This is a genomic window from Brevibacillus sp. HB1.4B (assembly GCF_013284285.1).
GTDB lineage: Bacteria > Bacillota > Bacilli > Brevibacillales > Brevibacillaceae > Brevibacillus > Brevibacillus porteri.
Window position 1 is genome coordinate 860597 of record NZ_JABSUT010000001.1, and the last position, 23872, is coordinate 884468.

The 23872-nt window shown below is 43.7% G+C and carries 25 protein-coding genes and 1 riboswitch; of the genes, 4 read left to right on the top strand and 21 right to left on the bottom strand.

Going from position 1 to position 23872, the window contains the following annotated elements; translation table 11 throughout:
* Window positions 1–13: 13 nt before the first annotated feature.
* The 14 genes from HP398_RS04025 to HP398_RS30805 all read right to left on the bottom strand — a co-directional run bounded on the left by HP398_RS04025 (window position 14) and on the right by HP398_RS30805 (window position 13265).
* Window positions 14–451: a MarR family winged helix-turn-helix transcriptional regulator gene (locus HP398_RS04025; RefSeq protein WP_017248902.1), complete on the bottom strand. Its 438-nt coding sequence runs from the start codon at window positions 449–451 to the stop codon at window positions 14–16.
* Between the two features lie 117 nt (window positions 452–568).
* A complete protein-coding gene (locus HP398_RS04030; protein WP_017248903.1) occupies window positions 569–757 on the bottom strand; it encodes an alpha/beta-type small acid-soluble spore protein in 189 nt (62 codons plus the stop codon).
* 64 nt (window positions 758–821) lie between these two features.
* A complete protein-coding gene (locus tag HP398_RS04035; protein WP_173621912.1) occupies window positions 822–2174 on the bottom strand; it encodes a DNA primase in 1353 nt (450 codons plus the stop codon).
* Window positions 2175–2181: 7 nt separating this feature from the next.
* Window positions 2182–2637, bottom strand: coding sequence for a MarR family transcriptional regulator (locus tag HP398_RS04040; RefSeq protein ID WP_254475823.1), 456 nt, complete (start codon window positions 2635–2637; stop codon window positions 2182–2184).
* Between the two features lie 169 nt (window positions 2638–2806).
* On the bottom strand, window positions 2807–3073 hold the full coding sequence (locus HP398_RS04045) for a hypothetical protein (RefSeq protein WP_173621914.1): 267 nt from the start codon (window positions 3071–3073) through the stop codon (window positions 2807–2809).
* Window positions 3074–3189: 116 nt separating this feature from the next.
* A complete protein-coding gene (locus HP398_RS04050; RefSeq protein ID WP_035291094.1) occupies window positions 3190–3648 on the bottom strand; it encodes a GreA/GreB family elongation factor in 459 nt (152 codons plus the stop codon).
* Window positions 3649–3869: 221 nt separating this feature from the next.
* Window positions 3870–5027 carry a diguanylate cyclase domain-containing protein gene (locus HP398_RS04055; RefSeq protein WP_173621915.1) on the bottom strand — a complete coding sequence of 386 codons (1158 nt, stop codon included), beginning with the start codon at window positions 5025–5027 and terminating at the stop codon, window positions 3870–3872.
* Between the two features lie 149 nt (window positions 5028–5176).
* The gene (locus tag HP398_RS04060; protein ID WP_173621916.1) at window positions 5177–7372 is read right to left on the bottom strand and encodes a M56 family metallopeptidase; all 2196 of its coding nucleotides are present in this window, start codon (window positions 7370–7372) and stop codon (window positions 5177–5179) included.
* A 14-nt stretch (window positions 7373–7386) separates the two neighbouring features.
* On the bottom strand, window positions 7387–7770 hold the full coding sequence (locus tag HP398_RS04065; protein WP_173621970.1) for a BlaI/MecI/CopY family transcriptional regulator: 384 nt from the start codon (window positions 7768–7770) through the stop codon (window positions 7387–7389).
* A gap of 166 nt (window positions 7771–7936) precedes the next feature.
* Window positions 7937–10051, bottom strand: coding sequence for an RCC1 domain-containing protein (locus HP398_RS04070; protein ID WP_173621917.1), 2115 nt, complete (start codon window positions 10049–10051; stop codon window positions 7937–7939).
* A 77-nt stretch (window positions 10052–10128) separates the two neighbouring features.
* Window positions 10129–10704, bottom strand: a complete 576-nt coding sequence (locus HP398_RS04075; protein ID WP_173621918.1) for a TetR/AcrR family transcriptional regulator — start codon at window positions 10702–10704, stop codon at window positions 10129–10131.
* A 146-nt stretch (window positions 10705–10850) separates the two neighbouring features.
* Window positions 10851–12440 (bottom strand): catalase, encoded by a 1590-nt coding sequence (locus tag HP398_RS04080; RefSeq protein WP_173621919.1) that lies wholly within the window; start codon window positions 12438–12440, stop codon window positions 10851–10853.
* Between the two features lie 80 nt (window positions 12441–12520).
* Window positions 12521–12826, bottom strand: coding sequence for a 2-phosphosulfolactate phosphatase (locus HP398_RS30800; RefSeq protein ID WP_371736708.1), 306 nt, complete (start codon window positions 12824–12826; stop codon window positions 12521–12523).
* The gene (locus HP398_RS30805) at window positions 12804–13265 is read right to left on the bottom strand and encodes a hypothetical protein (RefSeq protein WP_254475827.1); all 462 of its coding nucleotides are present in this window, start codon (window positions 13263–13265) and stop codon (window positions 12804–12806) included. The genes HP398_RS30800 and HP398_RS30805 overlap by 23 nt, the downstream gene beginning before the upstream one ends.
* Before the next feature lie 111 nt (window positions 13266–13376).
* Between HP398_RS30805 and HP398_RS04090 the strand changes: the two genes are divergently transcribed.
* A complete protein-coding gene (locus HP398_RS04090) occupies window positions 13377–13823 on the top strand; it encodes a hypothetical protein (RefSeq protein WP_017248915.1) in 447 nt (148 codons plus the stop codon).
* A 470-nt stretch (window positions 13824–14293) separates the two neighbouring features.
* On the opposite strand, the gene HP398_RS04095 is transcribed toward HP398_RS04090, so the two are convergent.
* Window positions 14294–14497 carry a cold-shock protein gene (locus tag HP398_RS04095; RefSeq protein WP_007729289.1) on the bottom strand — a complete coding sequence of 68 codons (204 nt, stop codon included), beginning with the start codon at window positions 14495–14497 and terminating at the stop codon, window positions 14294–14296.
* A gap of 430 nt (window positions 14498–14927) precedes the next feature.
* Here HP398_RS04095 and HP398_RS04100 point away from each other — a divergent pair, with 430 nt between their 5' ends.
* Window positions 14928–15272: a rhodanese-like domain-containing protein gene (locus HP398_RS04100; RefSeq protein ID WP_254475829.1), complete on the top strand. Its 345-nt coding sequence runs from the start codon at window positions 14928–14930 to the stop codon at window positions 15270–15272.
* Window positions 15273–15356: 84 nt separating this feature from the next.
* A riboswitch (cyclic di-AMP (ydaO/yuaA leader) is annotated at window positions 15357–15509 on the top strand.
* 7 nt (window positions 15510–15516) lie between these two features.
* Complete coding sequence (locus HP398_RS04105) at window positions 15517–16290, top strand: CAP domain-containing protein (RefSeq protein ID WP_173621920.1); 774 nt, start codon at window positions 15517–15519, stop codon at window positions 16288–16290.
* 64 nt (window positions 16291–16354) lie between these two features.
* On the opposite strand, the gene HP398_RS04110 is transcribed toward HP398_RS04105, so the two are convergent.
* The 3 genes from HP398_RS04110 to def all read right to left on the bottom strand — a co-directional run bounded on the left by HP398_RS04110 (window position 16355) and on the right by def (window position 18162).
* Window positions 16355–16510, bottom strand: coding sequence for a hypothetical protein (locus HP398_RS04110; protein ID WP_017248920.1), 156 nt, complete (start codon window positions 16508–16510; stop codon window positions 16355–16357).
* 100 nt (window positions 16511–16610) lie between these two features.
* A complete protein-coding gene (locus tag HP398_RS04115; RefSeq protein ID WP_173621921.1) occupies window positions 16611–17621 on the bottom strand; it encodes a homoserine dehydrogenase in 1011 nt (336 codons plus the stop codon).
* Window positions 17622–17640: 19 nt separating this feature from the next.
* Window positions 17641–18162: a peptide deformylase gene (gene def / locus HP398_RS04120; protein ID WP_173621922.1), complete on the bottom strand. Its 522-nt coding sequence runs from the start codon at window positions 18160–18162 to the stop codon at window positions 17641–17643.
* A gap of 178 nt (window positions 18163–18340) precedes the next feature.
* Here def and HP398_RS04125 point away from each other — a divergent pair, with 178 nt between their 5' ends.
* Window positions 18341–19648, top strand: coding sequence for an aminotransferase class I/II-fold pyridoxal phosphate-dependent enzyme (locus tag HP398_RS04125; RefSeq protein ID WP_173621923.1), 1308 nt, complete (start codon window positions 18341–18343; stop codon window positions 19646–19648).
* Window positions 19649–20154: 506 nt separating this feature from the next.
* Here the strand turns inward: HP398_RS04125 and HP398_RS04130 are convergent.
* The 3 genes from HP398_RS04130 to HP398_RS04140 form a co-directional block, all read right to left on the bottom strand.
* Window positions 20155–21357 carry an NAD-dependent succinate-semialdehyde dehydrogenase gene (locus tag HP398_RS04130; protein ID WP_254475831.1) on the bottom strand — a complete coding sequence of 401 codons (1203 nt, stop codon included), beginning with the start codon at window positions 21355–21357 and terminating at the stop codon, window positions 20155–20157.
* A gap of 101 nt (window positions 21358–21458) precedes the next feature.
* Window positions 21459–22244: an enoyl-CoA hydratase/isomerase family protein gene (locus tag HP398_RS04135; protein WP_173621925.1), complete on the bottom strand. Its 786-nt coding sequence runs from the start codon at window positions 22242–22244 to the stop codon at window positions 21459–21461.
* Window positions 22245–22539: 295 nt separating this feature from the next.
* Window positions 22540–23868: an ISL3 family transposase gene (locus HP398_RS04140; protein WP_173621926.1), complete on the bottom strand. Its 1329-nt coding sequence runs from the start codon at window positions 23866–23868 to the stop codon at window positions 22540–22542.
* Window positions 23869–23872 lie beyond the last annotated feature (4 nt).

Genomic DNA, 23872 nt, shown 5'->3' on the forward strand with positions numbered 1-23872 from the left:
ACAAATGCTGGAATCAAGAATCAGACTCGTTCGTTTCCAGCATTTCGACTGTTTCGTGAATCATCTGTGTGACTGATTTTGCCTGAGCTTCTCCAAGCAATGCCACATAGCTTTTGTACATATCTGTAATGGCTTCCTCTATGTTCACTTGAGCTTCCCGCCCTTTTTTCGTAGGCAAAACGAAGATGTTTTTCCCCTCTACTTCTCGCTCCAGAAATCCTTTTCCAACGAGTTTATCTACAAAACGAGTAATCGTTGATGGTGTCATATGAAGAATTTGCGCCAATTGGGTCGGGGTCACTTTCTCCTTTTCGTTTACAGCCAACATGAGATACGCATGAGTAGGAGAAAACCCGTAACGCTGGAAGGATTCCTCCGCCATTTTCGTGATCACACGGGATAAACGATTGGAAGTGAAAAACAAACAGTGATGCAAATTGTCGCTATTCAAGCCAAGAATCCCCCTATTGCTGTTCTTCGGTCCATGCGACTGTCTCGTCGCTCCCCCTAACTATACGCGATATTTCGGACAAATGTAAGCGAAAGAAAAATCCCTCACAAGGAGGGATTACAGACGAAACATTTGTTGTTCCGCGTATTGTACTAAACGCTTTGTCATTTCTCCGCCGACAGAGCCATTTTGGCGTGCCGACGTATCTGCACCCAACTCGACTCCAAATTCAGCAGCGATCTCGTACTTTAATTGATCAAGTGCTGCGCGAGCTTGTCCAGAAACTAAGGAATTCGAACGTGCCATTGCTGTTCACCTCTGGTTGTGATTGATGGAGTGATGGTAGTATGTGCAGATTATGGGAGTGTATTCAAACATGCTCCGAGCTTAATCTTTGTTCTTTAGAAACCACGCCACTCACCATGTAAACTGGCACGCCTTCCTCCGGATACACTTTTCTCGCAATGTTCGTTTGCTCCCATTTTTCTAATACCTTCGCCGCTTCATCCATGGTGATTCTGGCATTGTAAGCCAACTCGTAAACAGCTAATGCACCGCCCTTCTTCGTAGCTACTTGCAGTGCGATTCGCTCCATTCTCTCTAGCTCCGGTTTTTGTGTGAAGACAAAATGACCGTAGATCCCTCCTATGATGGTACAAGCGAGAATGAAAATAAGGCTGTTCCAATGTACAAGAGCATAGCCGCCTACAAAGCTGAATAAAAATGCTAAACAGCTAAACAGCAGAAATCTCGACCTTTTATCGATCCATTCAGGGATCGGATCATACTCTTCGTCATATTCGCACACTTCCGACTCATCCGTATAATTCGGAAAGAGATAAATGATTCCCCCGTCTTCTTGATGCGTAATCGAGCAGTAGTTTCTTTTGTGCCATTTATCGATCATGGGCTCCATCGATTGATAGCTTTCATGCGTATAATAAGGAATCTCTTTCGGATTGAGTTCCCCTTCCTTATCCATGACATACCTCAAAACATCGTGTTCCGAATGGCGTTGATCCGCTTTTCGATGGGAGGACAATAGGTAACGTCCGATAAAAACGAGAAAGATAAGTGCAGTAATTGCAGCATAGAGATACTCGCTCACGTTTAGTAAGATCTGTTCTTCGGAGATCACAATCAATGTGCCGATAACTGTAATTAATACAGCACGAACGATTCTTTTTTTGCGTATGCGCTGCGATTGTTCCAGCTCTTGTGTTTCCTCATCATCATATTCTGTGTCCTCCTCATCATACTCTGAGTCCTCATCATCAGCCTCCTCGTTGTCGTCACTTTCATAAGGCATTTGTCCATATACGTGATCATCCAACTGATAGACGGCCATATTGCCAAGTAAGGAGGAAGTCCTCAGAACCTTTCGGTGTTCCATCTCTTTTAGAATTTTCTCACACTGCGATAGCGGCAACTGCGATTCCAGAGCAAACGATGCAACAGAGACGACTCCATGATTACGATTGGCGACCGTCATTGCAACAGCTTGCTGTGTTCGTTGCATTTGCTTTTTTTCCAGCCTTTTTCCTTCCATGTAAAACAACGCGTAACCAATGGAAATGAGACTCATAAAGATTGCTAAGAAGATTGTGTTGTCTAAGACTCGATAGATTCCATCAATGACAAAAAAACCAGTAAGCAAAGCAAGGATGAGAAAAAAGCCAACAACATAAAAAAGAATCACTAACCTACCAAAAAATTTAATCATTCGCCGCTCATTCCTCACCTTCAGTAAAGCCCGCGAAATAATAGAGAATGTCACCCTTTTCAGTTACACTTAGCTCAGCGAAACCGTCTTTTTGAAGCTTACTTAAAATATTTTGGGCTTTTTCTATCGTAAGAGTAGATTGGGACGCGATATCCATTGGCGTCACATAGCCCTGCTGATCACGCGCAAGAGAAAGAATAAACAGGATATTCTCGGACTCGAGGCTGTCAAAAAACTTGAGCTTCTTGAGACATTTTGACTTTGCCCTTTTGTATTTAATTTCAAGTGGCAGTCCCAGGATGAAACCAAGTGCCATGGCATATACCGCATAATGTAAGGCTGTCATTTTATAAGGAATGTACGTTTCATATCTATCCCCATATAATGAGAGCAGAAAGGCTTCCACATAAGGTTGTAGGATCGGCTGTAGCCAGAGAGATAACAACCAAATGAAAATCATCATCCCAAGAACAATCATGAAATCCCTTCTTTTCACTCTATTTTTCCGAAATATCGTTCGACTAAATTTTACCTGAATAAATATAAAAAGACACTAACAAATTGCTAGCGTCTAGGGACCCATTTTTCCATGTTTCTCGAAGTATAATGAAAGCTTGCAATCAGTCCTACTCTCACTTGCTTTTTTTGATTTCTCCAAACCAAACCCTAGAAGGGAGATTCTTTACATCCTCATTGTGATAAGCATGGATGATATCCGGTACATACTCTTCCGTCAAGCGGATGCCTGCCAGAATCATTTCCTTTTCTTCTTCTGACACGCTGAATAACGAGTTACCACATTTTTCGCAAACTATCACCCACCGCGCCTTCAGCTTCTGCAGGTGATTCATATCCCATTGCACGTCCTGATCACATGTTGGACAGGCAATTGTTTTCATCGTCTTTTCCTCCTGTACGCACAGCTTGCTTTTCTTGCATTTTACTAAAATGGACAAGAAAAGACACTAACATCGTGTTAGTGTCTTTTTACATGATCGATGCGATGGGTAGATTTCTAAGGTGACGAGAATCCCCCCATATATGTAAAGCTTATCTCCCGTACCTGCACCTGTTGCCTGCCAACCGGACTTTCCAGCACAACAGAATCGTGTGGAGCCGCTAGCAGCAGCTGCCTGCCTATGGGCGATAAGAATGAAATTCTGTTGTTATCCGGGTCAATGTCTGTGGGATACACCACAGTAAATGACTCCTCAAAATGATCTTCTTCAAATAGCACTTTTACGCTGCTGCCTAATAAAGTAATTGCTTTAAGCGATTGAAAGAGTGCACTGTCTTCTTTTGCCAAAAGGCTTTCGAGTGTTTGCTTGTAACGCTCGACAATCTCATCGATGGATTGCTTTTCTTTTCCGTAGTTCCGTACATATTGATCGTAAAAGAGTGAATACTGCTCGTCAAAAAAGACAAGCTGGTTGATCAGATGATTTCTGGTGCCATTCAAAATACTAGGGTTCATAGTAGATTTCACCCCCCAGTTGAGTTTCATAGACATGTTTGATGAACGTAATGTTCTTCATCGGAAAAACCCTCCTTAAAAAAATAGCCCCCGAAGGGACTCTCATCATTGTATCAATAATTTCAAAATGATTCCATCGACTGTTTAGAAATCTCTACTTCCGTTGCGGGTAATGGGCGTTTGAATCTGTGGCTGGTAGTACAAAACCAGCTCGTCATTCTTTACCGCTTTCTCAAATCCCTCTCCAGTTCGATACGCATCAACACTTGGTCATCGAGCTCATTGGTAAAAAGCTGAAATCCGTTTTTGCCGTTTTTCTTCACTCCGTACATGGCAGCATCAGCATTTTTGAGCAATTGCTCTTCACTACATCCGTGATCGGGATACACGGCTACTCCAATACTCGCCGAGACGTAATAATCTTTTCCTTGCAAGCGATAGGGGATCTCGATTTCCTTGACCACTCGATCAGCCAACGTCGAAAACTCGTGATCATCTTCAACATTTTGGCAGATCAGTGCGAATTCATCACCACCCATACGAGCAATCATCACATCGAATCCTTCCGCGCTTTTTTTGATCCGATCACTCACTTCTTGCAAAAAATGATCCCCATACATATGGCCCAGAGAGTCATTGATCATTTTAAAACAATCGATGTCCAATACCAGCACAGCAAATCGCGTATCCTGTTCGCTATTGTTATCAATCGCCTCCTGCAAGGCTTGATGGAGCTTCCTTCTGTTCGGCAAGCCGGTTAAATCATCGTGAAACGCCTGATATTCCATCATCGATTTCGCGCGATGCTCCAGCATACGTATCTGGTCTTCGTACGCCTCCAGGACCAATTGCTGCTCAAAGCTGAGCAGCTTCGTAATGGCTTGAGCCAGTTTTTTCGAGTCAGGATAATCGTCTTTCCGATCATCTATCATTCGCATGAGTGTGCCTAACAGGTTTTGAAAAGAACCCATGTACCACTTGGGAGGAAGCCCTATTTTTTGATGAACCATCGCAATCTTCAATCGTTTTTCAATGAAGGCAGGATCGATCCGGCCGTCAAACATCTCGATTAAATGATTCATTAAGGTTTGACGTAAACGTTCAGCGGTTGTGTGCTCCATCACGATTTGTTTCAAAGAGTCCACATGGAGAATCGATTCATAAAAAGAAGAAGTAATCTGCTCAATTTCAGTCTCAATGACAGGACGAAACGCTGCGATTAATTGCAAATCCTCTTCCGTCAAGTTAATCATGTTCATTTGTGCGATAACTTCGGTGTTTCCTTCTATTAATATCCGTGCAGAATCGTCTGCCGGCGAAATCGACGGTTGGCAGCATGCAGCGCTGTTTTCCTTGGACGAATTTGATGACTTCTGCATTTACATAGATTCTCCCTTTCCATAGAACCAACGTACTTATAGGCTCATGCTTATTCATAAATATTCATTCGACATAATTCTACATTGTCCTCTCATCGGGGAAAAGGAAAGAGTCTGCACGATTTATGTACAGACTCTACATGTTCCCGCTACTTTTTCAGATCAATCGCCTTTTCCTTTACCAGAGCTGCTACCAATTGCTGTTGCACGTCCGCTTCTACTTCTTTGAACGTCACTTTCAAGCAGACATCTTCTTTTAACCAAAAATAAGTATAGTTGTACTTGTCCTTAGAACTACTCAGTGTATCATCGATTTTATACAGCACTGTGCGGAATACTTCTTGTCCACTGATGTTCAAAGAAGTGACTGGCACTTCAAATTTTTCTCCGTCACTTCTCTCAAAATGGGTCTTTTTTGTTTTTCTCATGTTTTCCACTATGGATTTGTCCTTAATTTGCTCAAAAAACACAAACGTTTTTGGTTTTTCAGGATTTTCAAACGTCATATTAATGATGCGCTTGTGTTTATCCTCTTTGTTTTCAGTTTGTCTTTGGTTAACATATGCTTCTGTCGCCTTATAACCGGTAGGCAGATCCAAAGGAAAAACTGGTGCAAAACCGATCAATTCTGAGAAATACTCCAGATCATCTAAATCATAGATTTCGTCATGATTCAGAGGGTCGTAATTGGCGTACCTTTTTCTCAGTTCTTCATTTAGAGTTTGAAACGATTCAATTATTTTTGCGATCTCCTTATTTTCTAAGGAAGCTTCCCCCTTTGCTTCCCCCTTTATATAATAGTAGAGACCCTCATCGCTCCAGAGATAGACAACGTCTTTAATAACTGAGCCCCTGTTACTTGTTGCCGTTCTTGTATTAACCTTTACAGATTTTCCTTTCACCGATATCTGTTCTTGTGAGAGTGTGGAGTCGACGCTACTCTTCGAAGTCCCATCATCCGATACCACTGTAAAAGATTCCATCGTGTTCTCGACTGTGCTCACTCCGATCATGAGAGAGATCTTCTCACCTATGAACGAGTGTATCACTGTATTTTCCGAAGGTTCTGATACGCTCGAGCTAAGGATATTGCTGTAATTGTACGTAACCCCCGACGGCAAATAAGATGGGACTTTGAAAGGAAAACCTGCCAGCTTTTCAGCTTTTTCCAGCCTATTTGTCATCTTGCTGGATGTATTGCCAAACAAAGGTCGCAATTTTTCGTCTTGGTTTACAGCCACCTGGAGTGGAGTAGGCTCTGCTGCGTTGGTTAACGTCACTACACTAATGGCTAACCCGCAAGCCACCGCTAAAGCAGATAACGGGTAGGAACCTTTTTTGAACTTTGAAATCATTTGAATTCTCCTTTTCATCTGATCAGAATGATGGGAATGGTGAAAATAAAGTGGATACGACAGGGGGCGTCTCTCCGAAATCCGTCGCGCAAAAGAAAGCAGTGTCATGCCATAGGAAATCGCTTCTTTCTCCCCCAATACCTCCAAAACGTATTCATCACACGCAAGTTCCATATCTGCCTTCATTTTGCGAATCCATAACCAGACGAGCGGATTCATCCAATGGATGGCGAGTGCGAGAGAACCTAGGAAGCTCCACAACAAATCTTTGCGTTTGTGATGAGCGAGCTCATGCGAGAAGACGTGGTACAACTCGGCGTCTGACAACGATTGATATACGTCCCGCGGACAATAAACCCAAGGTGAAAACAGACCAGAGATTAACGGGCCCTTTGCCAGTGTCCCTGTATAGACGTGTATTTTCCTTTTTACCCCAAACTTCTTTCTGCAATCATCCATGATGGAAAACACTCTCTCATCCGTCACTCGCATTAAAAAGCGTTCTTTGTTGTGCATCTTGTACAGATAGGCGAATAGCCTCGCCAACAAAAAGACTACTCCGACAAGCCACACTACTGTGAGAACTTGGATATAGATTGGATGCGAGGAAACTGCATTCATCCCTTCATCCTTAGCTGCTTCGGTTTGTATCTGATTTTTCTTGTTGTCTTTTAATTCGTGGGAGACTTCTGAGATGACGACAGGAAGTTGTGTGTTTGGCATTAGTTGTGGTTCTGCGGAGAAAGAAAGCGGCTGGGCAGCCGACATGCTGTTACTTGCCCAGAAAACCCAGGTAAAGAGGCTGAATGAACTCTCCGGTAGCACGGGGATCATTAGGCGTGCCAAAACGATGAACCATAACAAATGATGCATGCGCCAGCTAATCGCTTGGCTAACTCCTTTTTTTATGGCTACCAACAAAATAGCTACCAGGCTTGCCCCCAACGAGGCGTAGCACATCCACAAAAAAATACTCCCTAGAATATCCATTTACAGGTCCCTCATCATTGCTTTTTCTTTTGTTTTTCCGTCAATATTTTTTGCAGCTTGTCTATTTCTTCGTTGGATAACTGCACATCTTCGAGAAAATTGGTCATCATCGTGCCTACAGCCCCATTAAAAACACGTTTCAAAAAGGATTCGCTTTCAGCCCGTTTGCATTCAGCTTCTTGGACGAGTGGGAAATATCGGTAGCTACGGCCAGATTTTTCATAGCTGATTGCTTTCTTTTTGAGCAACCTGTTCAAAAACGTGCGCACCGTCTGCTCTGTCCATTCGATATCGGCTGGTAAACGCTCAATGATTTGCTCTGCTGTTGCTGGATGATCTCTCCAGATCACCTTCATGATTTCCCACTCGGCCTCCGATATTTTCGGAATGTTGTTCATCACGTCATCACCTCTTAGATTTACAAATGTAAATTTAACTTCTGCTAAGATATTACAATTGTAAATTTAAACTGTCAACCATCTTTTTCCATACCTTCTAAAAACGGCAAAATAAAAAAGCACAGTGGAAAATGAATGCTCCCACTGTGCCGCTTCTTCCCGTCTGTTATTGTCTGACCATATCTGGTTGAAGCTCACCTTTTCCGTATGGATTATCGCCAATCAATACGATCTTATCATCTTCAGTGACCAGCACATGATAATGCGAGCCTGGCCCTTCAATCGCATAGTCGTACGAAGAGGAAATCAGTCTAACAGGCGCAGCCACTTTTTGTTTTTTAAGCGGTTCCCATTCGTGTTCAAAGATTTGCCCATCCTTCGTAATCCGCAAACGTCCGCTCATCATGGCAATGTCTTCTTCCGTTTTGGATTCCAACTTCACTTTGATAGCTCCTGCGTCATTTCCTTCGCTCTCAGGGTAAACCTGCATTTCCTGAACCTTACCTGCTTCGTTGATCGCCCAAACTGATGCGATATCCTTTGTATAACGGACAAAATACTCTGGTGCAAGCTCACGAATTCCTTCCAAACCAGCTATCTGTGCAAATGAAGTGAACGGTTCATCATTCTTCCGTTCTGCGTACAATACCTGACCATTTTTCGTCACAGCAAAAAACGTATAAAGATTGGTATAAAGCTTGGTCACATCCGCTGCCAATTTTGAATCGATCTTGAGGGTTTCCACTTTTTGTGGGCGCAAATTCGTGATAACATATACCCCTCCGCGTTCAGCGGAATCAAAACTGAATTCCACCGTCAGGAATTGGTCATCTTCCGTACGTAACAAGAGATGCTCCTCTCCACCAACGAAATCCTTGATCCGAGAAGGCAGTGCCAATGTTTCACAGCTGCTAAATTCACTGGTCCACAACTGGATTTGTCCGTTCTCATTTAAGGTAACCGGAGAATCCATGATGCTATCCAATGTTTTTACTTTCGTAGGTCCTTTCACTTCATATGGCACTCGATCCGCGCCAAAACTCCATACAGAACCATCCTTTCGGACGAAGTACGGTCGATTCAGCTCAGTTACTACTTGTTTTACATCACGTAATTCGCCCAATTCTGTCCATTTGTCAAAGGTAACAGGGATTCGTCCCAGCTGTCCTGTCATATTGCTGCCAAATGAATAGACGTTTCCTTTTTTATCGAGAGCAATCACATGGTCGGTTCCTGCTTGTACGTCTGTCATATCAGAAAGACCCGCTATTTTGACAGGCTCCTCGAGCTCATTTTCCAGATTCGCACCGAGCATTCCAAGTGTATTATCTCCCCAGCCCCAGACAGTTCCGTCCGCTTTTACGATCAAGTACAATCCTTCTCCGCCAACTGCCATCCGTGTGGCACCATCTGCATGAGCGGCACGCACTACTTTTTCATTTTCTTTTGTATTGTAGCTATACACTTCGCCTTTTTCTGTTTGGATTAAGGCGCGATCCGTGTAATCGACGGCTATTTGTTTGACTTTCCCTGGGATATCCATTACCTGCAGGTTTTCTGTGTTCAGCTCTCCGGATTTGCCATCGAGATAAAGAAGCTTCCCTTGGTCATCTATGGCAAACAAGGAAAAGGCTGAGCTATACATGTCACGGATATTCGAAAGCTTCGTCACCTTTTCTGCTGCTTTCGCTCCTTTTTCCCATTTCAGTACGGTACCGTCTTCTTTCAGTAAAAAGAGTACGCCTTCATGAAGATCGAGCTGCTGAATGTTCTTGATTTTATCCAGACCGGCCAGTTTTTCTGGTGCTTTCTTTTCATCGATCTGCCATACATCACCGGCGCCCGTCAGGACATAATCCGTCGTGACTTGCTTGGCATTTTTGATCCCTGCTAGCTTGTGCGGTTCATACTTCTTGTCAGATTGATAGCCCCATTTCCACACTTGCCCATCCTCGGTGAAGGCATACGAAATACCTGGCCTCCACCCATAGCCTGCTTCATCAAAAATGACGCCTGTTGCAATGGCAGTAATCCCTTCCAGCACCGGCTTATTCTCCAATGATTTCCAAGACTTCGCAGTTATGTCCGAAACATCCGCTTTCGTGTCATCTTGACTGCAAGCCTGTAGCTTCACCTCGGTATTGCCTATCGTGCCAGCCGATGTTTCTACTTTAGTGGAACCTGCCTTCGCAGGGGATGCAGCAACGACCCCACCCGTCGTCAATAAGGAGAGTACCGCGGCATAGCTCAACAGTACTACCCATTTCTCTCTTCGTATCATTATGAATCTCCTCGCCATCGTCTAATGTAAACATTTGTAAGACGCTGGCAACTCGAATTGCGTCACTGTTTTTTCGATTACTTTAGCACGCTTCTCACTGTTTCAGTCCAGATATCCCTCTGATCTAGCTCAATCCCCATCAGCATGTAATTACTGATATTATCAACGACGAGTGCTAGAATATGAGCTTTTGCTACGACACGATCAGGCGTGACGACACCTAACTCTATCCCTCGCTCTAATAAGGAACTAAAGCCCTGCAAAAAATCTTCTTGCATCATACGTAGCTTGTCACGGTACTTCTCTTTTTGACTGACAGACAGCAGAAATTGATTGAAGACACGTAAAAAGGCATAATCCTCTTCCTCGCTCGGCAATAGCTTCAACCCAGATTCGATAAGAAGTTCCGTGAAATTGTCAGCTGTAAAATCTGTAACCGTAAAAAAATGAGAGAATGTATAATTTCCAAACAGTTGTTCAAACAAATAATCGAGAAGTGCGTCCTTTGATGCAAAGTGGTAGTAGATCGCCGGCTTCGTGATCCCTACTTCTGTAGCGATCATCGTCAGGCTCGTCTTTTCAATCCCATTCTCCGCGAATAATTGATAGGCTGCTTCTACAATATGTTGATGTGTTTTATTATCTTTTGACATGAATGACGTCTCCTTTGGCAAATCGATCCCATACGTTTTAGCCTACTGATTGTTAAGTCAAATTGCAACCGGATACAACAAAAGAGCTTTACCATGGCTTCGGCAAAGCTCCGCTGTTCATTCAGTCTTATTGTTGACTCGGGTCATCAGTAAGGCTTGGACGGACGGGACTTCTGTTCGGCTTCCTTGACAGCCGCCCAGGGATTCGTTGCGCCCATCGGTCCGCCCATCTCTTTGCTATTTCCGCCATTGCCCTGTGCGACTCCAGCTTTCAAACGCTGACCGTACTCTTCGTCACATTGCGAGAAGAATCCAAGCATTTTTTCTTGAATGCGAGGATCACAGGAGAGGAGTGCATCCGTCAGATTGGCAATGAGATCTTCTCTTTCCCAGTCTTCCATGAGGCGATAACGTTCTCCCGCCTGTTTGAAATCGTTGGTGCGATCAATTTTTTGACGAACGACCTTCCCTTCTACTTCTGGCTGATGATCAGGAGCGGCTTGCTTGGCTTCCTGCAATCCGCCAATCGTCGATGGCTCATAGTTAATATGCCGCTGCGCTCGATCTACATGGTACAGCATTTGACCGCCTTCCTGGTTGGTAGCGACATGCTTTTTGGGAGCGTTGACCGGAAGCTGCAAGTAGTTGGCGCCAACCCGATAACGCTGCGTATCGGAGTAGGAGAAGGTCCTTCCTTGCAGTAGCTTGTCATCAGAAAAATCAAGTCCATCCACTAAAACACCTGTCCCAAATGCTGCTTGCTCGACCTCTGCAAAATAGTTGTCCGGATTTTTATCCAGTACCATTTTGCCGACAGGAAGAAACGGGAATTGATCTTCGGGCCATATTTTCGTTGGATCAAGTGGATCAAAATCGAGCTCAGGGTGATCGTCATCACTCATGATCTGGACGCACATTTCCCACTCCGGATATTCTCCTCGCTCAATCGCTTCGTACAAGTCCTGTGTGGCATGATTAAAGTTTTTCCCTTGAATCTCTTCCGCCTGTTTTTGTGTCAAATTTTTAATCCCTTGCGTTAACGGCTGCCAATGGTATTTGACCAGGACCGCTGTTCCTTCATGGTTTACCCACTTGTACGTGTTTACGCCAGAGCCTTGCATTTGCCGATAGTTCGCTGGTATTCCCCACGGGGAGAACAAAAACGTGATCATATGCATGGCCTCAGGCGTGTTCGAGATAAAGTCAAAGATCCGTTCCACGTCTTGTATGTTTGTGACAGGATCAGGCTTGAACGCATGTACAAGATCAGGAAACTTCATCGCATCCCGAATGAAAAAAACTTTGAGGTTATTGCCAACCAGATCCCAGTTCCCGTCCTCTGTATAAAACTTCACCGCAAACCCACGTGGATCGCGCAATGTTTCGGGAGAATGTGTGCCATGAATAACCGTAGAAAACCGTACAAACACAGGCGTTTTTTTCCCCTGCTCCGAAAACAGCTTTGCTCTCGTGTACGTAGAAATCGGCTCATCACCAGCGGTTCCATATGCTTCAAAATAGCCACGCGCTCCTGCTCCTCGGCTATGCACGACACGCTCAGGTGTTTTCTCCCGATCAAAATGTGTGATTTTTTCCAGAAAGTCGTAATTCTCCAGAACCGTTGGCCCGCGATTTCCAACGGTCCGCAGGTTCTGGTTGTCTGTAATCGGATGGCCTTGGCGATTCGTCAGGATATTTTCTTCTGACTGGTTGATGGACTTGCTGTTGTCATCCATATGAATCCTCCCTGTCCAGTTTTTCTCATGTATGGTTCATAACCATGGTTACCGAATGAGGGATTCTTTATGCGAAAAGACTAATTAGCTTCGTAAGCAAAATCATCGTTAAGCACTGGAACCGTGAAACTCTGATTCCATTCCGCTGCAAGTGCGACATCTTCCGGGTATCCCTTGCTGATCAGTTCTTGGCCAGAAGCACATTTCTGCAAATAAGCAAGAAGATGATCTTGGGCTGATCGGAAAGCTGCCACCGCCATTTTGGCCTCTGGTGACAATCGATATTCCTCCAATTCGTGAAGCAGCGCACCTGCCGCAATCATATCCTCAATAGCGGGTCGCAATGCTCCATTTCCCCATCGTTCACCGCAAGCAATAACCGTCACAGATCCTTTCTGCTGTTGTATGTATCTGGCGACGGATGATGCATTTCGCAAGGCACGCAGCGATTACCTTCGCACCTGTTTTCTTTGCCAGCAAGGTACAGGTCGATCCATTTGGCGAGGGCAACACCATTCTACTTCCCATCGGAACCATTTTCAGACAGGCGGGTGAAAGGGAGATTGGTTCTCCACGTTTTCCAGCAAGAAGCGCTGCTTTTTGTTTAGCGAATGCTACGGCTGACTCCTCCTTCACCTGATAAGGATAGACGATCCCTCCACGTCCCGTTACGATATCGACACACGTGCTGAAGGAGAGCACATCGATAATGACGATCATATCCGATGCTGCCCCGACCTGTTCCACCCCTTCGTATCCCCAATCAAATCGAGCCGTATAGTTTAGTTGTTTGCATACAGGCGTTTCTCCCAAAACCTCCACCATCCTCTATCAAAAATAGTTACTCGTCCCCTTACGTTCGCCGTTACAAATCAAGGCAAGAAACAATATCGTATTATTGTCCCACTAGAATACTCAAGAATGGAGTGAACATGGATGTCTGAAATCGAATACGACGACGATCAAGGTGTTACGGAAAAAAGAAGTCACAGACGCCCACGAAGAAATACTGTGAGAACAACTGGTATTTTGCAAAATAACCTCGCTGTTGCTCTCACCGCTCACCTCGACCTCGTAAATCTGAACACAGAAGAGGTTGAAGTACGTGTGCAAGTATTGAACTGGGGTAATGCAGTTACGCAAACGAATCCAGTTAGCACCTTGCTTGACATCACGCAATTTATCCCTGCGAATACTCGCACTGCTTTCAATGCGCTGGTCCCCGCTTCTTTCCACTATGAAGTGCGCCTTACCGTAGCAGAAAACAACAGAAATGTCCTTCTCACCACTTATGGCCGTACTTCTATCGGTGGCGGTCAAGTTGTTGGTCTTTCAGTTCTTGACAGTCAATTCCAAACTGTCGAAATCGAAACTTGTATTTAACTACTTTGTAGGAAGAAAATGAGGAATTATGGTGGGACGCCATAGTTCCTTTTTTTATCCATTCGCATGCAGGAACAGGCGCTGAGGACGATCCCAACGCCTTTTATAATGCTCCCATAGACTTGAGACACGGGAGGTTAAAAAATAAGTTATAATAAGAGCATGGAAAAACGGAACCAATATACCTCAGAGTTTAAAACAAAGGTTGTCCTGGAGGTCCTCCGGGAGGAGCAGACCGTGAACGAAATTGTTGGCAAGTACGAAATGAGTCTCTAAATGAAGCAAAACCCGATCAATTTTACGCCCATACTATCGAAAAAATCGCATCCTAAACACTAGGACTACGAAAAGGAGGACATAACTTATTCCTCAAAAAATCGTGTCTTGACAACGGGGAGCATTACATTTTACTACTACGACCACGACAAAAAAAACTGCCCTCGAAAGGACAGTTTCTTTTAAAAGGAGACTTACAGTTTTACTACGTTCTCAGCTTGTGGGCCACGGTTGCCTTGAACGATGTTGAATTGAACTTTTTGACCTTCGTCCAAAGTTTTGAAACCGTCACCTTGGATTGCGCTGAAGTGTACGAATACATCGTCTCCGCCTTCTACTTGAATGAAACCGAAACCTTTTTCTGCGTTAAACCATTTTACTGTTCCGTTCGTTTGCATTTAAAAAAACCTCCAAAAATTCAATTTGAATATGCTAGTCATATTTACCGAAGCAAATAAAGCTCACATATCATGAAGAAATACCAGATCATGTGCTATGATACGCCTTCATGATACGTGAATTTTACCTACTCAGCAAATATACAAATGTCATGGGACGGAACTGCAAAATTAAAAACTAAACCTTTTGAAAACCTAAAACAATGAAAGCCCTTCCTCTCTTCCATCCTTGCGGCTCCGATGACCGCGCCAGTGTGAATCGGGGATTCAAAAATGTTATCCATCAGCATACAAACACCTCGATGAATGATTAGGTATCAATTTTTCAAGTAGCAATCTTATTCTACCATGGTTGTCCAAAAAAAGCAACCGTTCACCCTTATACTGGGAAGGCGATACTCTGTTACAATAGCATTGGGAGGGATTTCATTTGCAAAATCATACTTTGACAACCATTCAATTATCAGAAATGCTTGAAAAGAAAGTGCCTGTACTATTAGTGGACGTACGCGACGTCGAGAAATTTATCACCGGCAGCCTCGTTCACGAAAATGCATCGACCCGAAACGCACCCTATCTTCTAATGAAAGAACAGGATAAGCCGTTCGATGAAGAAACCGAAAAACTTGCGCAAAATGTGAAGATTGTTACTGTATGTACAACAGGTAACAAAGCTCAAAAAGCTGCCGCTCTTCTTCGTGAGCATGGTTTTCAAGCAAATGCATTGGAAGGCGGCTTAACCGCATGGAAGGAACAATCAAACGGAGCGAAATGAGCCTAATTTATCAACGATTCTAGCTTTTTGCCATATATTACTCCTTTATTTCGATTGGGATTGTCTGATATCGTTGTTCATGCCAAACGAAATAAGCCGAGACTTTCTGAAAAGGAAGTGCGGGGGACTTTTTAGTGGATGAGCAATTCCACATGGGGTGAATCGCCGAATTGGCGTAGGGTTGTTTCCTCAACCCGAATCCGACAACTAACCTCGTAGGCAAAAAAAAGGAGAGATTTGTTTAATGAAACGTTTTGGTTCTGTTACAATCGCGATGACTCTTGGTCTAGGCTTGGCTTTGACAGGGTTTGCTTCTTCTGCTTCCGCAGCATCTAACTGCCCATTGAAGAACGGACAATTCCAATTCAATGTGGGTCAAAATATGGGACAATTCCAAAAAGCACCAAATGCACAACAGTTCTTTAACTTTTATCAAAAGCAAGGCTTTGTTCCTGGCCAGTCACAAGCAGTACAGCCGATGCAACCTGTTAAGCAAGGACAAGCTACACCTGTACAACCATACCCAATTCAACCAGGATCTTTTCAATCAGCACCAGTTCAACAAACACCAGTTCAACCAGCACCAGCGCAACCTAGAAATAACGTCACTCAGCCTGCCGCTCCAGTAAATCAAGCGGAACAAGGAAAAACTGGTGATTTTGCGAAACAAGTCGCGGATTTGGTGAACCAAGAACGTGCAAAAGCAGGTCTCAAACCAGTTCAAATGGATGCAGCATTGTCCAAAGTAGCTTTGGCAAAAGCACAAGATATGTCTGCTAACAACTACTTTGACCACAACAGTCCAACGTACGGTTCCCCATTTGACATGATGAAGCAGTATGGCATTCAGTACTCGACTGCAGGTGAGAATATCGCCATGGGTCAACAGAGTCCACAAGAAGTTATGCAACAATGGATGAACAGTGAAGGTCACCGCCAAAACATTATGAACCCTGCGTTCACAAAAATTGGTGTAGGCGTCACAAATGGCTACTGGGTACAAGAATTTATCGGATAAAACGCATTGTACGAAACGAAAAGCCGGTGTCTCGTAATCGAGACCCGGCTTTTTCGTGTAGGCATCATTCCTGCTGTGCTTCGGATGCCTGCTTTTTGGGGGTACAGCAGCAGCTATCCTGCTCATTTACCAAAGCGACGTTCTTTTGATTCATTTTTTGCTTGGTTGGGTAAGCAGATACTTGCTGCAGCTCGGCATTGACATCAGACGATTGGTTCATCCGTATGGCCCCCTTGCCGTTTTTTGTGGTGCATCCTTAGTATGCTCGCGGTTGTAAAGGACTCATTCCTAAGGAACACTGGAAGCACATGCAAATGAACCTATCTGCTAATGATATGTTCAAGGTCTTTTAAGGCAGCCGCTGCTGCCGCGACAGGATCTGACTTTCCTCCAACGACCAATAAATCCCCCATGACATCTGTTTCTACCCATATGGCTTTTGTCGTACCTGATACAGATGCAAATGGATGGGTAAGATCCACTGCACAAAGCTCCACGGCTATAGAAAATGTGCCATTTGCTTCCTTTTGGATGGTTCCGATCAGCTTGGGAATCTTCGTATGCTTTTTCCATTTCTCGATTTGTAACGAGGTTATTTCGCGAATACTTGCGCGTGCGATATCAGTCAGATTTACTTGCGCACCAAAAGCGGCGTTTGCCAAGATCGTGAGCTTTGAAGCTGTATCCCAACCATCGATGTCGTAAGAAGGGTCCGGTTCGGCAATCCCCAACTTCTGAGCGAGCTCGACTGCTTCCGCACAGGTGAGCCCCTCTTCCATCATTTTTGTGAGCACGAAGTTAGTCGTTCCCGTAAAAATGCCTTCGACTCGTTTCACTTCACAGCCTGCCAAGTTATACTGCAATAGATCGATCGTCGGCAGGGCTGCTGCTGTTGCTCCACTCACTTTCAACGCGACGCCATGTTTTTTGGCTAGAGCGGCTAAGCCAGCATAATCGACAACAAGCGCACCTTTTGAAATCGCGATTGCATGTATAGCATTTTCCAATGCATAACGAATAAAAGTAAGACCGGGTCCTCCCTCTTTTTCAGAAGGACCAGCCTCGATGAGCACATCCGCTTGAACCGATTGGATAAATTCCAGCGCGTTCCATGATGGGTTCTTTGCTTGTTTTGTATGTGCATAGTCTTCCCATTTTCCTGAATCAATTCCGTTCTCATCATAGAGACCGGAAGCCGAACGAACGACTCCCACGAGTCTGACATCCGCTTGATATAGCTCGCGGTATCGGTCCCGTCGCTGCTCCAGCAGTCTGGCTACCTGCTGTCCTACTGTTCCAAAGCCTGTTAACATAATATTCCAACGCTTCATGAGTCAATCTCCTTGCTGTTTATGCTCTGTTTCTACTTTTAGTCTGTATCCAGTGCAAGTCCTTGCGATTCAGTTTCTTTCCTGTTTTTGCTGAGTAGAGCTCTTCTGTATGATCAATAAACAAAATTCCTTCCAAATGGTCCATCTCGTGCTGAATACACCGAGCGAGAAAATCTTCGGCTTCGATTGTCTTTGTTTCTCCTTGGCGGTTCAGCGTCTGAACTTTGACATAATTCGCCCGACGAACGATTCCAAACACACCCGGTATCGAAAGACAAGCTTCTTGCCCTTCCTGCTCACCTGATTTTTTCATCCATACCGGATTGATCAGTTCAATCAAGCCGCTACCACAATCCATCACAACTAAACGCTTCGGGATGCCAATCTGTATCGCGGACAAGCCTGCTCGACCTTTCCCAGCGTAAATCGTTTGGGCCATATCATCCAAAATCTTTTCAACCTGTGGAGTAATGGACGGTACTCTTTTTGAAGTTTCACGCAAGATAGGGTCCCCCAGGCGAACGATCCTGCGTTCAGCCATTTCCTTCTCCCTCCCGCATTACTCAGTTTTCGATTTCAAGGTAGCAAATCCGTTCCTCGCTGTCAAAAGGAACCTCGCAAAATCTGAAATATCCCGCTGGGCAAGGGTGACAAATGCATGTAGATACGCTATCTTTATTGGTAAACATAGATGTTTTCAAATGAAGAGGGAGGCTATCATGCATTCATTGGCATCAACGCTGAACCAAACCATCCAGCGGGAAAACCCGCACGTGTATGAAATGCTGTCTGACATCGCGAAACTGATTTATTTCCCAAAAGAAGGGATTCTCAGCCAGTCGGCAGAAGCGAAAGCAAAAGCGAAAAAGTACAACGCAACCATCGGGATTGCACTGGAAAACGGTCAACCGATGCACCTTAAGGTCATCCAGGATAACCTGTCTGCTTACCAGCCAAAAGACATTTACGAGTATGCTCCCCCAGCAGGAAAGCCTGAGCTGCGTGCAGCATGGCGTAAAAAAATGATTGAGGAACAACCTTCACTGGCTAACCATACGTTTAGTAACCCAATCGTTACAAACGCATTGACGCATGGCCTGAGCATCGTATCTGACTTGTTCGCTGACAGCGGCGACAGTGTCATCATCCCGGACAAAAACTGGGAAAACTACGAGCTTACTTTTTCGATCCGCCGTGGTGCGGAAATGGTCTACTATCCATTATATAACGACGAGATGAAATTTAATGCTGCTGCTTTGCGTGATGCCATTCTCGCACAAAAAGACAAAGGCAAAGCCATCGTCGTACTCAACTTCCCGAATAACCCAACTGGCTATACACCAGGTCCAGAGGAAGGAAAACAAATCGTCGCTGCACTCAAAGAAGGCGCCGATGCTGGAATCAACATTGTCGCAGTGACAGATGACGCGTACTTCGGCTTGTTCTTCGAGGACTCCATGCACGAATCTCTCTTCGCTAGCCTATGCGACGTTCACCCGCGCATTCTGCCTGTAAAAGTAGATGGGGCTACCAAAGAGGATTACGTATGGGGCTTCCGTGTTGGCTTTATTACGTATGCATCTCCATCCAGCGACTTGCTCAGCGCTTTGGAGCAAAAGACAATGGGAATCATCCGCGCGACTCTTTCCAGCGGATCTCATCCTTCCCAAACGTTCGTACTGCATGCAATCACAGCTCCGGAGTACAAAGCACAGAAGCAGGAGAAATTCGATATCATGAAAGGCCGTGCCAACCGCGTCAAGGAAGTGCTCGACAGCGGAAAATACGCTGACGTGTGGACTTACTATCCATTCAACTCTGGCTACTTCATGTGCCTCAAGCTAAAGACTGTCGAAGCGGAAACATTGCGCCAGCACTTGCTGGAACAGTATGGCGTCGGTACGATCGCTCTTGGTCAAACTGATTTGCGGATCGCCTTCTCTTGCATCGAAGAAGAAAACATTGCGGACTTGTTCGATTTAGTCTATAGCGGTGTGAAAGATTTGGAAAATGCAGTAACCAAATAACAAGCTCTATTGCAAATGCGTCTTGATCTCGTGTCAGGGCGCTTTTCGTTTTCTTCCAAAAAAAGACCCCGATACCCAAGGAAGTATACTTGCGAGGGTTTCCGAGACCTTTCCATCATGCTATTTCCATTCGCTTTCAATCGACGAACGTATACTGTTCAAAGAAAATAAAGTATTAGACTGATGTTGTTGATCTAATCAGTTTTTTTCGTTGCAAAATCTACTGCCTTCGTAAAATTAGTTTTAGATTATCCTTGTTAAATGAGCCAGAGGCAGTCCAAGACACGATAATAAAGTCCTAGAATCCCTCTGTATCATTGACCTAACGAGCCCGTTCGTTTAATGTTCCGTGGTGGCTTGCTTCACTACCCAAAAGGAGCCTGTAGAAGATCAAGAGATTCAATAATACGTTGTTTCACCCATACATGTGTAAACTCTCAGCTGCTAAACTACAAGTAGAAATAGAGAGGAAGGAAGAAAAACGTGAAATGTTTATTCTTACTCTTTTATACTCCATAAGAAACTAATTTTGTTTCGAGGAATCCTTCAATCCCCCATTTTCCGCCTTCACGTCCGAGACCACTATTTTTTATTCCGCCAAATGGTGCTTGTGTTTGCGGAGGAACAGAATCATTGACACCAATAATCCCATATTCTAATTTTTCTGGAAAGGTTAAGCATCGTTTAACATTTTGTGAAAAAATATACGCTGCTAACCCATAATCACTGTTATTTGCCATGTTAATAACTTCTTCATCATCTGTAAACGTAACAATTGGAACGACAGGACCAAATGTTTCTTCGGTAAAAATTTTCATATTTGGGCTTACGTCCGCTAGAACAGTAGGGGCGCAAAAGTAGCCCTCATCATAATCCTCACCTGTTAAACGGTGTCCACCCATTATGATGGAAGCTCCTTTTTGCTTTGCGTCTTCGATTTGATTTAATACTTTATTTAATCCGGCTTCGTTTACTAAAGGTCCAATTTCCGTTTCAGCATTACGACCATCCCCAACAACGATCCTCTCCATTCGTGTAACTAGTTTTTTCGTGAACTCATCAGCAATACTCTCATGAACATAAAGTCGATTTGTACTGATACAAGTTTGTCCTGCATTGAGGAATTTGCTTTCTACTAAACCTTTTACGGCTAAATCAATATTTGCATCCTCAAAAACGATAAATGGTGCATGACCCCCGAGCTCTAAAGAAACGCGTTTAACTTCATTAGCAGCTTGTTGATATAGCAACTTTCCGACTCTTGTAGATCCGGTAAAAGTAATCTTTTTTACCATTTTGTTTTCCATAAATTCTTTTCCAACCTCTGTTGGTTCACCTAGTACAACGTTTGCAACACCTCTTGGAAATCCGGCTTCCTCTATGAGCTCAAATATGCGAATTGCAGTTAATGGTGATAGCTCAGAAGGTTTTAAAATGACAGTACATCCTGCAGCAAGAGCCGGTGCAAGTTTTCTTGCAACCATACTAATTGGAAAATTCCAAGGAGTTATAGCAGCTGTAACACCAACTGGAGCCTTACCCACATGTAACCTTTTGTTTGCGAAGGTGGAAGGGATTGTTTCACCATACACCCTCTTTGCTTCTTCAGCATACCAATTGAAATTGTCTGCAGCACTTAATACTTCGACGACTCCTTCTTTAATAGGCTTACCCATTTCGTTAATGTACATTCTTTTTACTCTTGGCATCCAATTCTCTCCTTTTAGACGAATCGTTATTATCATGAAGAAAACACTCACTGATGAGTGTTTTCTTCTCAATTTTCTAACTTTTATTATTCGTTACTATTCTATCTCCCTTTATATTCCGGTTTGGTTTTTTCAATAAAAGCTTTGGTTCCCGTTCTATAGTCTTCTGTTGATGCAATTAATCCAAAAAAATCGGCCCCGAGGTGTGCAGATTCTTCTAGTGTTACATTTAGCCCGCGGTGAAGGGCTTCCCACGTTAGTGTAACGGCTATTGGTGATTGAGCTAAGATTTCTTGTAATAAGTTCTCGGCTTCAGGTAATAAATTCTCAGGCTCCACCACCCTATTTATAAGACCAAACGTATATGCCTCTTCTGCACTTATAGAGTTTCCTGTTAGTAATAACTCAGCAGCACGACCTTTTCCCACTAATCTTGGTAATCGAGTAGTTCCGCCAAATCCAGCTACCGCACCAATACGAACTTCTGGATGACCAATTCTAGCATGATTGACAGCAATTCTAAGCATACAAGATTCGGCTATTTCAAGACCGCCACCTAATGCAGATCCGTTAAGGGCAGCTACTACTACCTTACCTAAGGATTCAATTTTACTAGTGACTTCAACAGCTAGTTTTGCAAAATCTCTTACCTCAAGAGGGGTAGCGGAATTAAGGAATTTAATATCAGCACCAGCAGAAAATACTTTTTCTCCAATACCTGTTATAATAACCGCCTTTACTTCTTGGTCTTTTTTTGCTTTTTCTAATGCAACTGAAAGCTGTTCAAGTACTTCTCGGTTTAAAGCATTTAATGATTCAGGTCTATTTAGCGCAATGGTTGCAATACGATTTTTAATCGAATAAAGAACGACATCATTATGTGACATCATACATCTCTCCATTCTTTTGTAAGGTTATAGGAACTAAATGGTACTAATTTAATCTCGAAAATAAAATCACCTCTTATTATAAAATTTTTTCACTTGATAAGTATTGAGAACTCTCTGTGTTTTAGAAACGTTTAGTACTACTTAAGGCTATAAAAAATGAGTCATGGATAATCCTGGTGTATGATTAGAAATATATAGTACTAACATTCCGGAGTCAATACCCCTTTACACAAAAAATTCGTACTACTTCATTTACCTTTGAGGAGAATTTCTCTCAGAAGCGGAAAAGGGCTTAGAATTCGCCCTTCTCTAATTTTTCAATCAAGGTGGAAAAGTAGATACCACGAAGCTGTTCGCCACGCTCACGAACCACACCGACGGGAGGCGCATTATCGAACATCGGGAAGTTGTAATCTCGGTGTTCGTAGTCATCCATACGCTTTTGATATTTACGATCCTTTGCAAGCCCCTCTGTAAAGAGAATTTTGGCTCGCAGGGCCTCGAATGAATAGCCCCTACCCAAACGGTTAATGACAGGGATAAGGCTGTTCAGAGATTCCGTATAAGCGTTAGTAATGCGGTGGTCGAAGTAAGCGAATATCTCTTCGTCCCAATTCATCATGGCCTTTGTAAGAGGCTCAAAAGCGGATTGGAGTTCCTTCGGTATTTTGGCTTTCCAATCGTTATATTTGATAAATGCCTTTTGTCTTGAATCGCAATCCCAAATATCGAAGAATGATTCCTTCAAGCTATACGCAATACCGAGAGTGGGGTGATTCTTCGTCCATAGTTCAAGCGTTATTTTATCCATCTCTGTAAGCTCTTTATGGCGTTTCAGAAGGATAAATCGGTCGTGCATGAGCCCACGCCGTTCCGTTGGTGATAAACCACCTCTAATCTGTTTGCGGATGGTTTCTAACGCTTGGTTCGCCATACGGACAACGTGAAACTTATCGACGATGATAGTAGCCTTTGGCATAACAGCCTTCACAGCGTCTTTATACGGTTTCCACATATCCATCGTGAAATACTGTATTCGCCCTTTGTTCGGAAGACGTGAGAGGTATCCAACAACTGTTTCCTTATTTCGATTAGGTAGAATGTCCAGTAATGTTCGTTCTTCAATGTTGGTTAATACGCAACGAGGCTTGATTATTTGAATTTCATCTATGCCAAGCCAATTAGGTGTTACAAACCGAAATGTTTCTTCGAGGTGGTTAATGTAATCGCGAAAGATATTGCGGATCGTCTTTTCGTTAAGCCCCACTTCTTCTGAAATACTGACGAATGTACGCCTAAGGCTTTGCTTCTCTACGTAGGACAACAAACGCTTTGTACAGTTCCGCGTTGCGTCAATGGTGTGGTCCAAGCGTTCCCAAAAGGTCTGAGAACATTCACGACAACGATACCTCTGACGCTTTATGAGTAGCCCTACATGCTTACCGTGAATAGGTAAGTCCATACAAACATGTTCCCTGTTACTGTGCTTGTAGAGGTTCGCTTTGCATCCACAATGAGGGCAAGCTGAAGGTGGAGAGTTCGTCACCACTTGTATTAGAAAATCATATTTATTCTCACTAATACTTAGGATGTTGAATTTAGGAAGATTTAGAATATCCATTTGA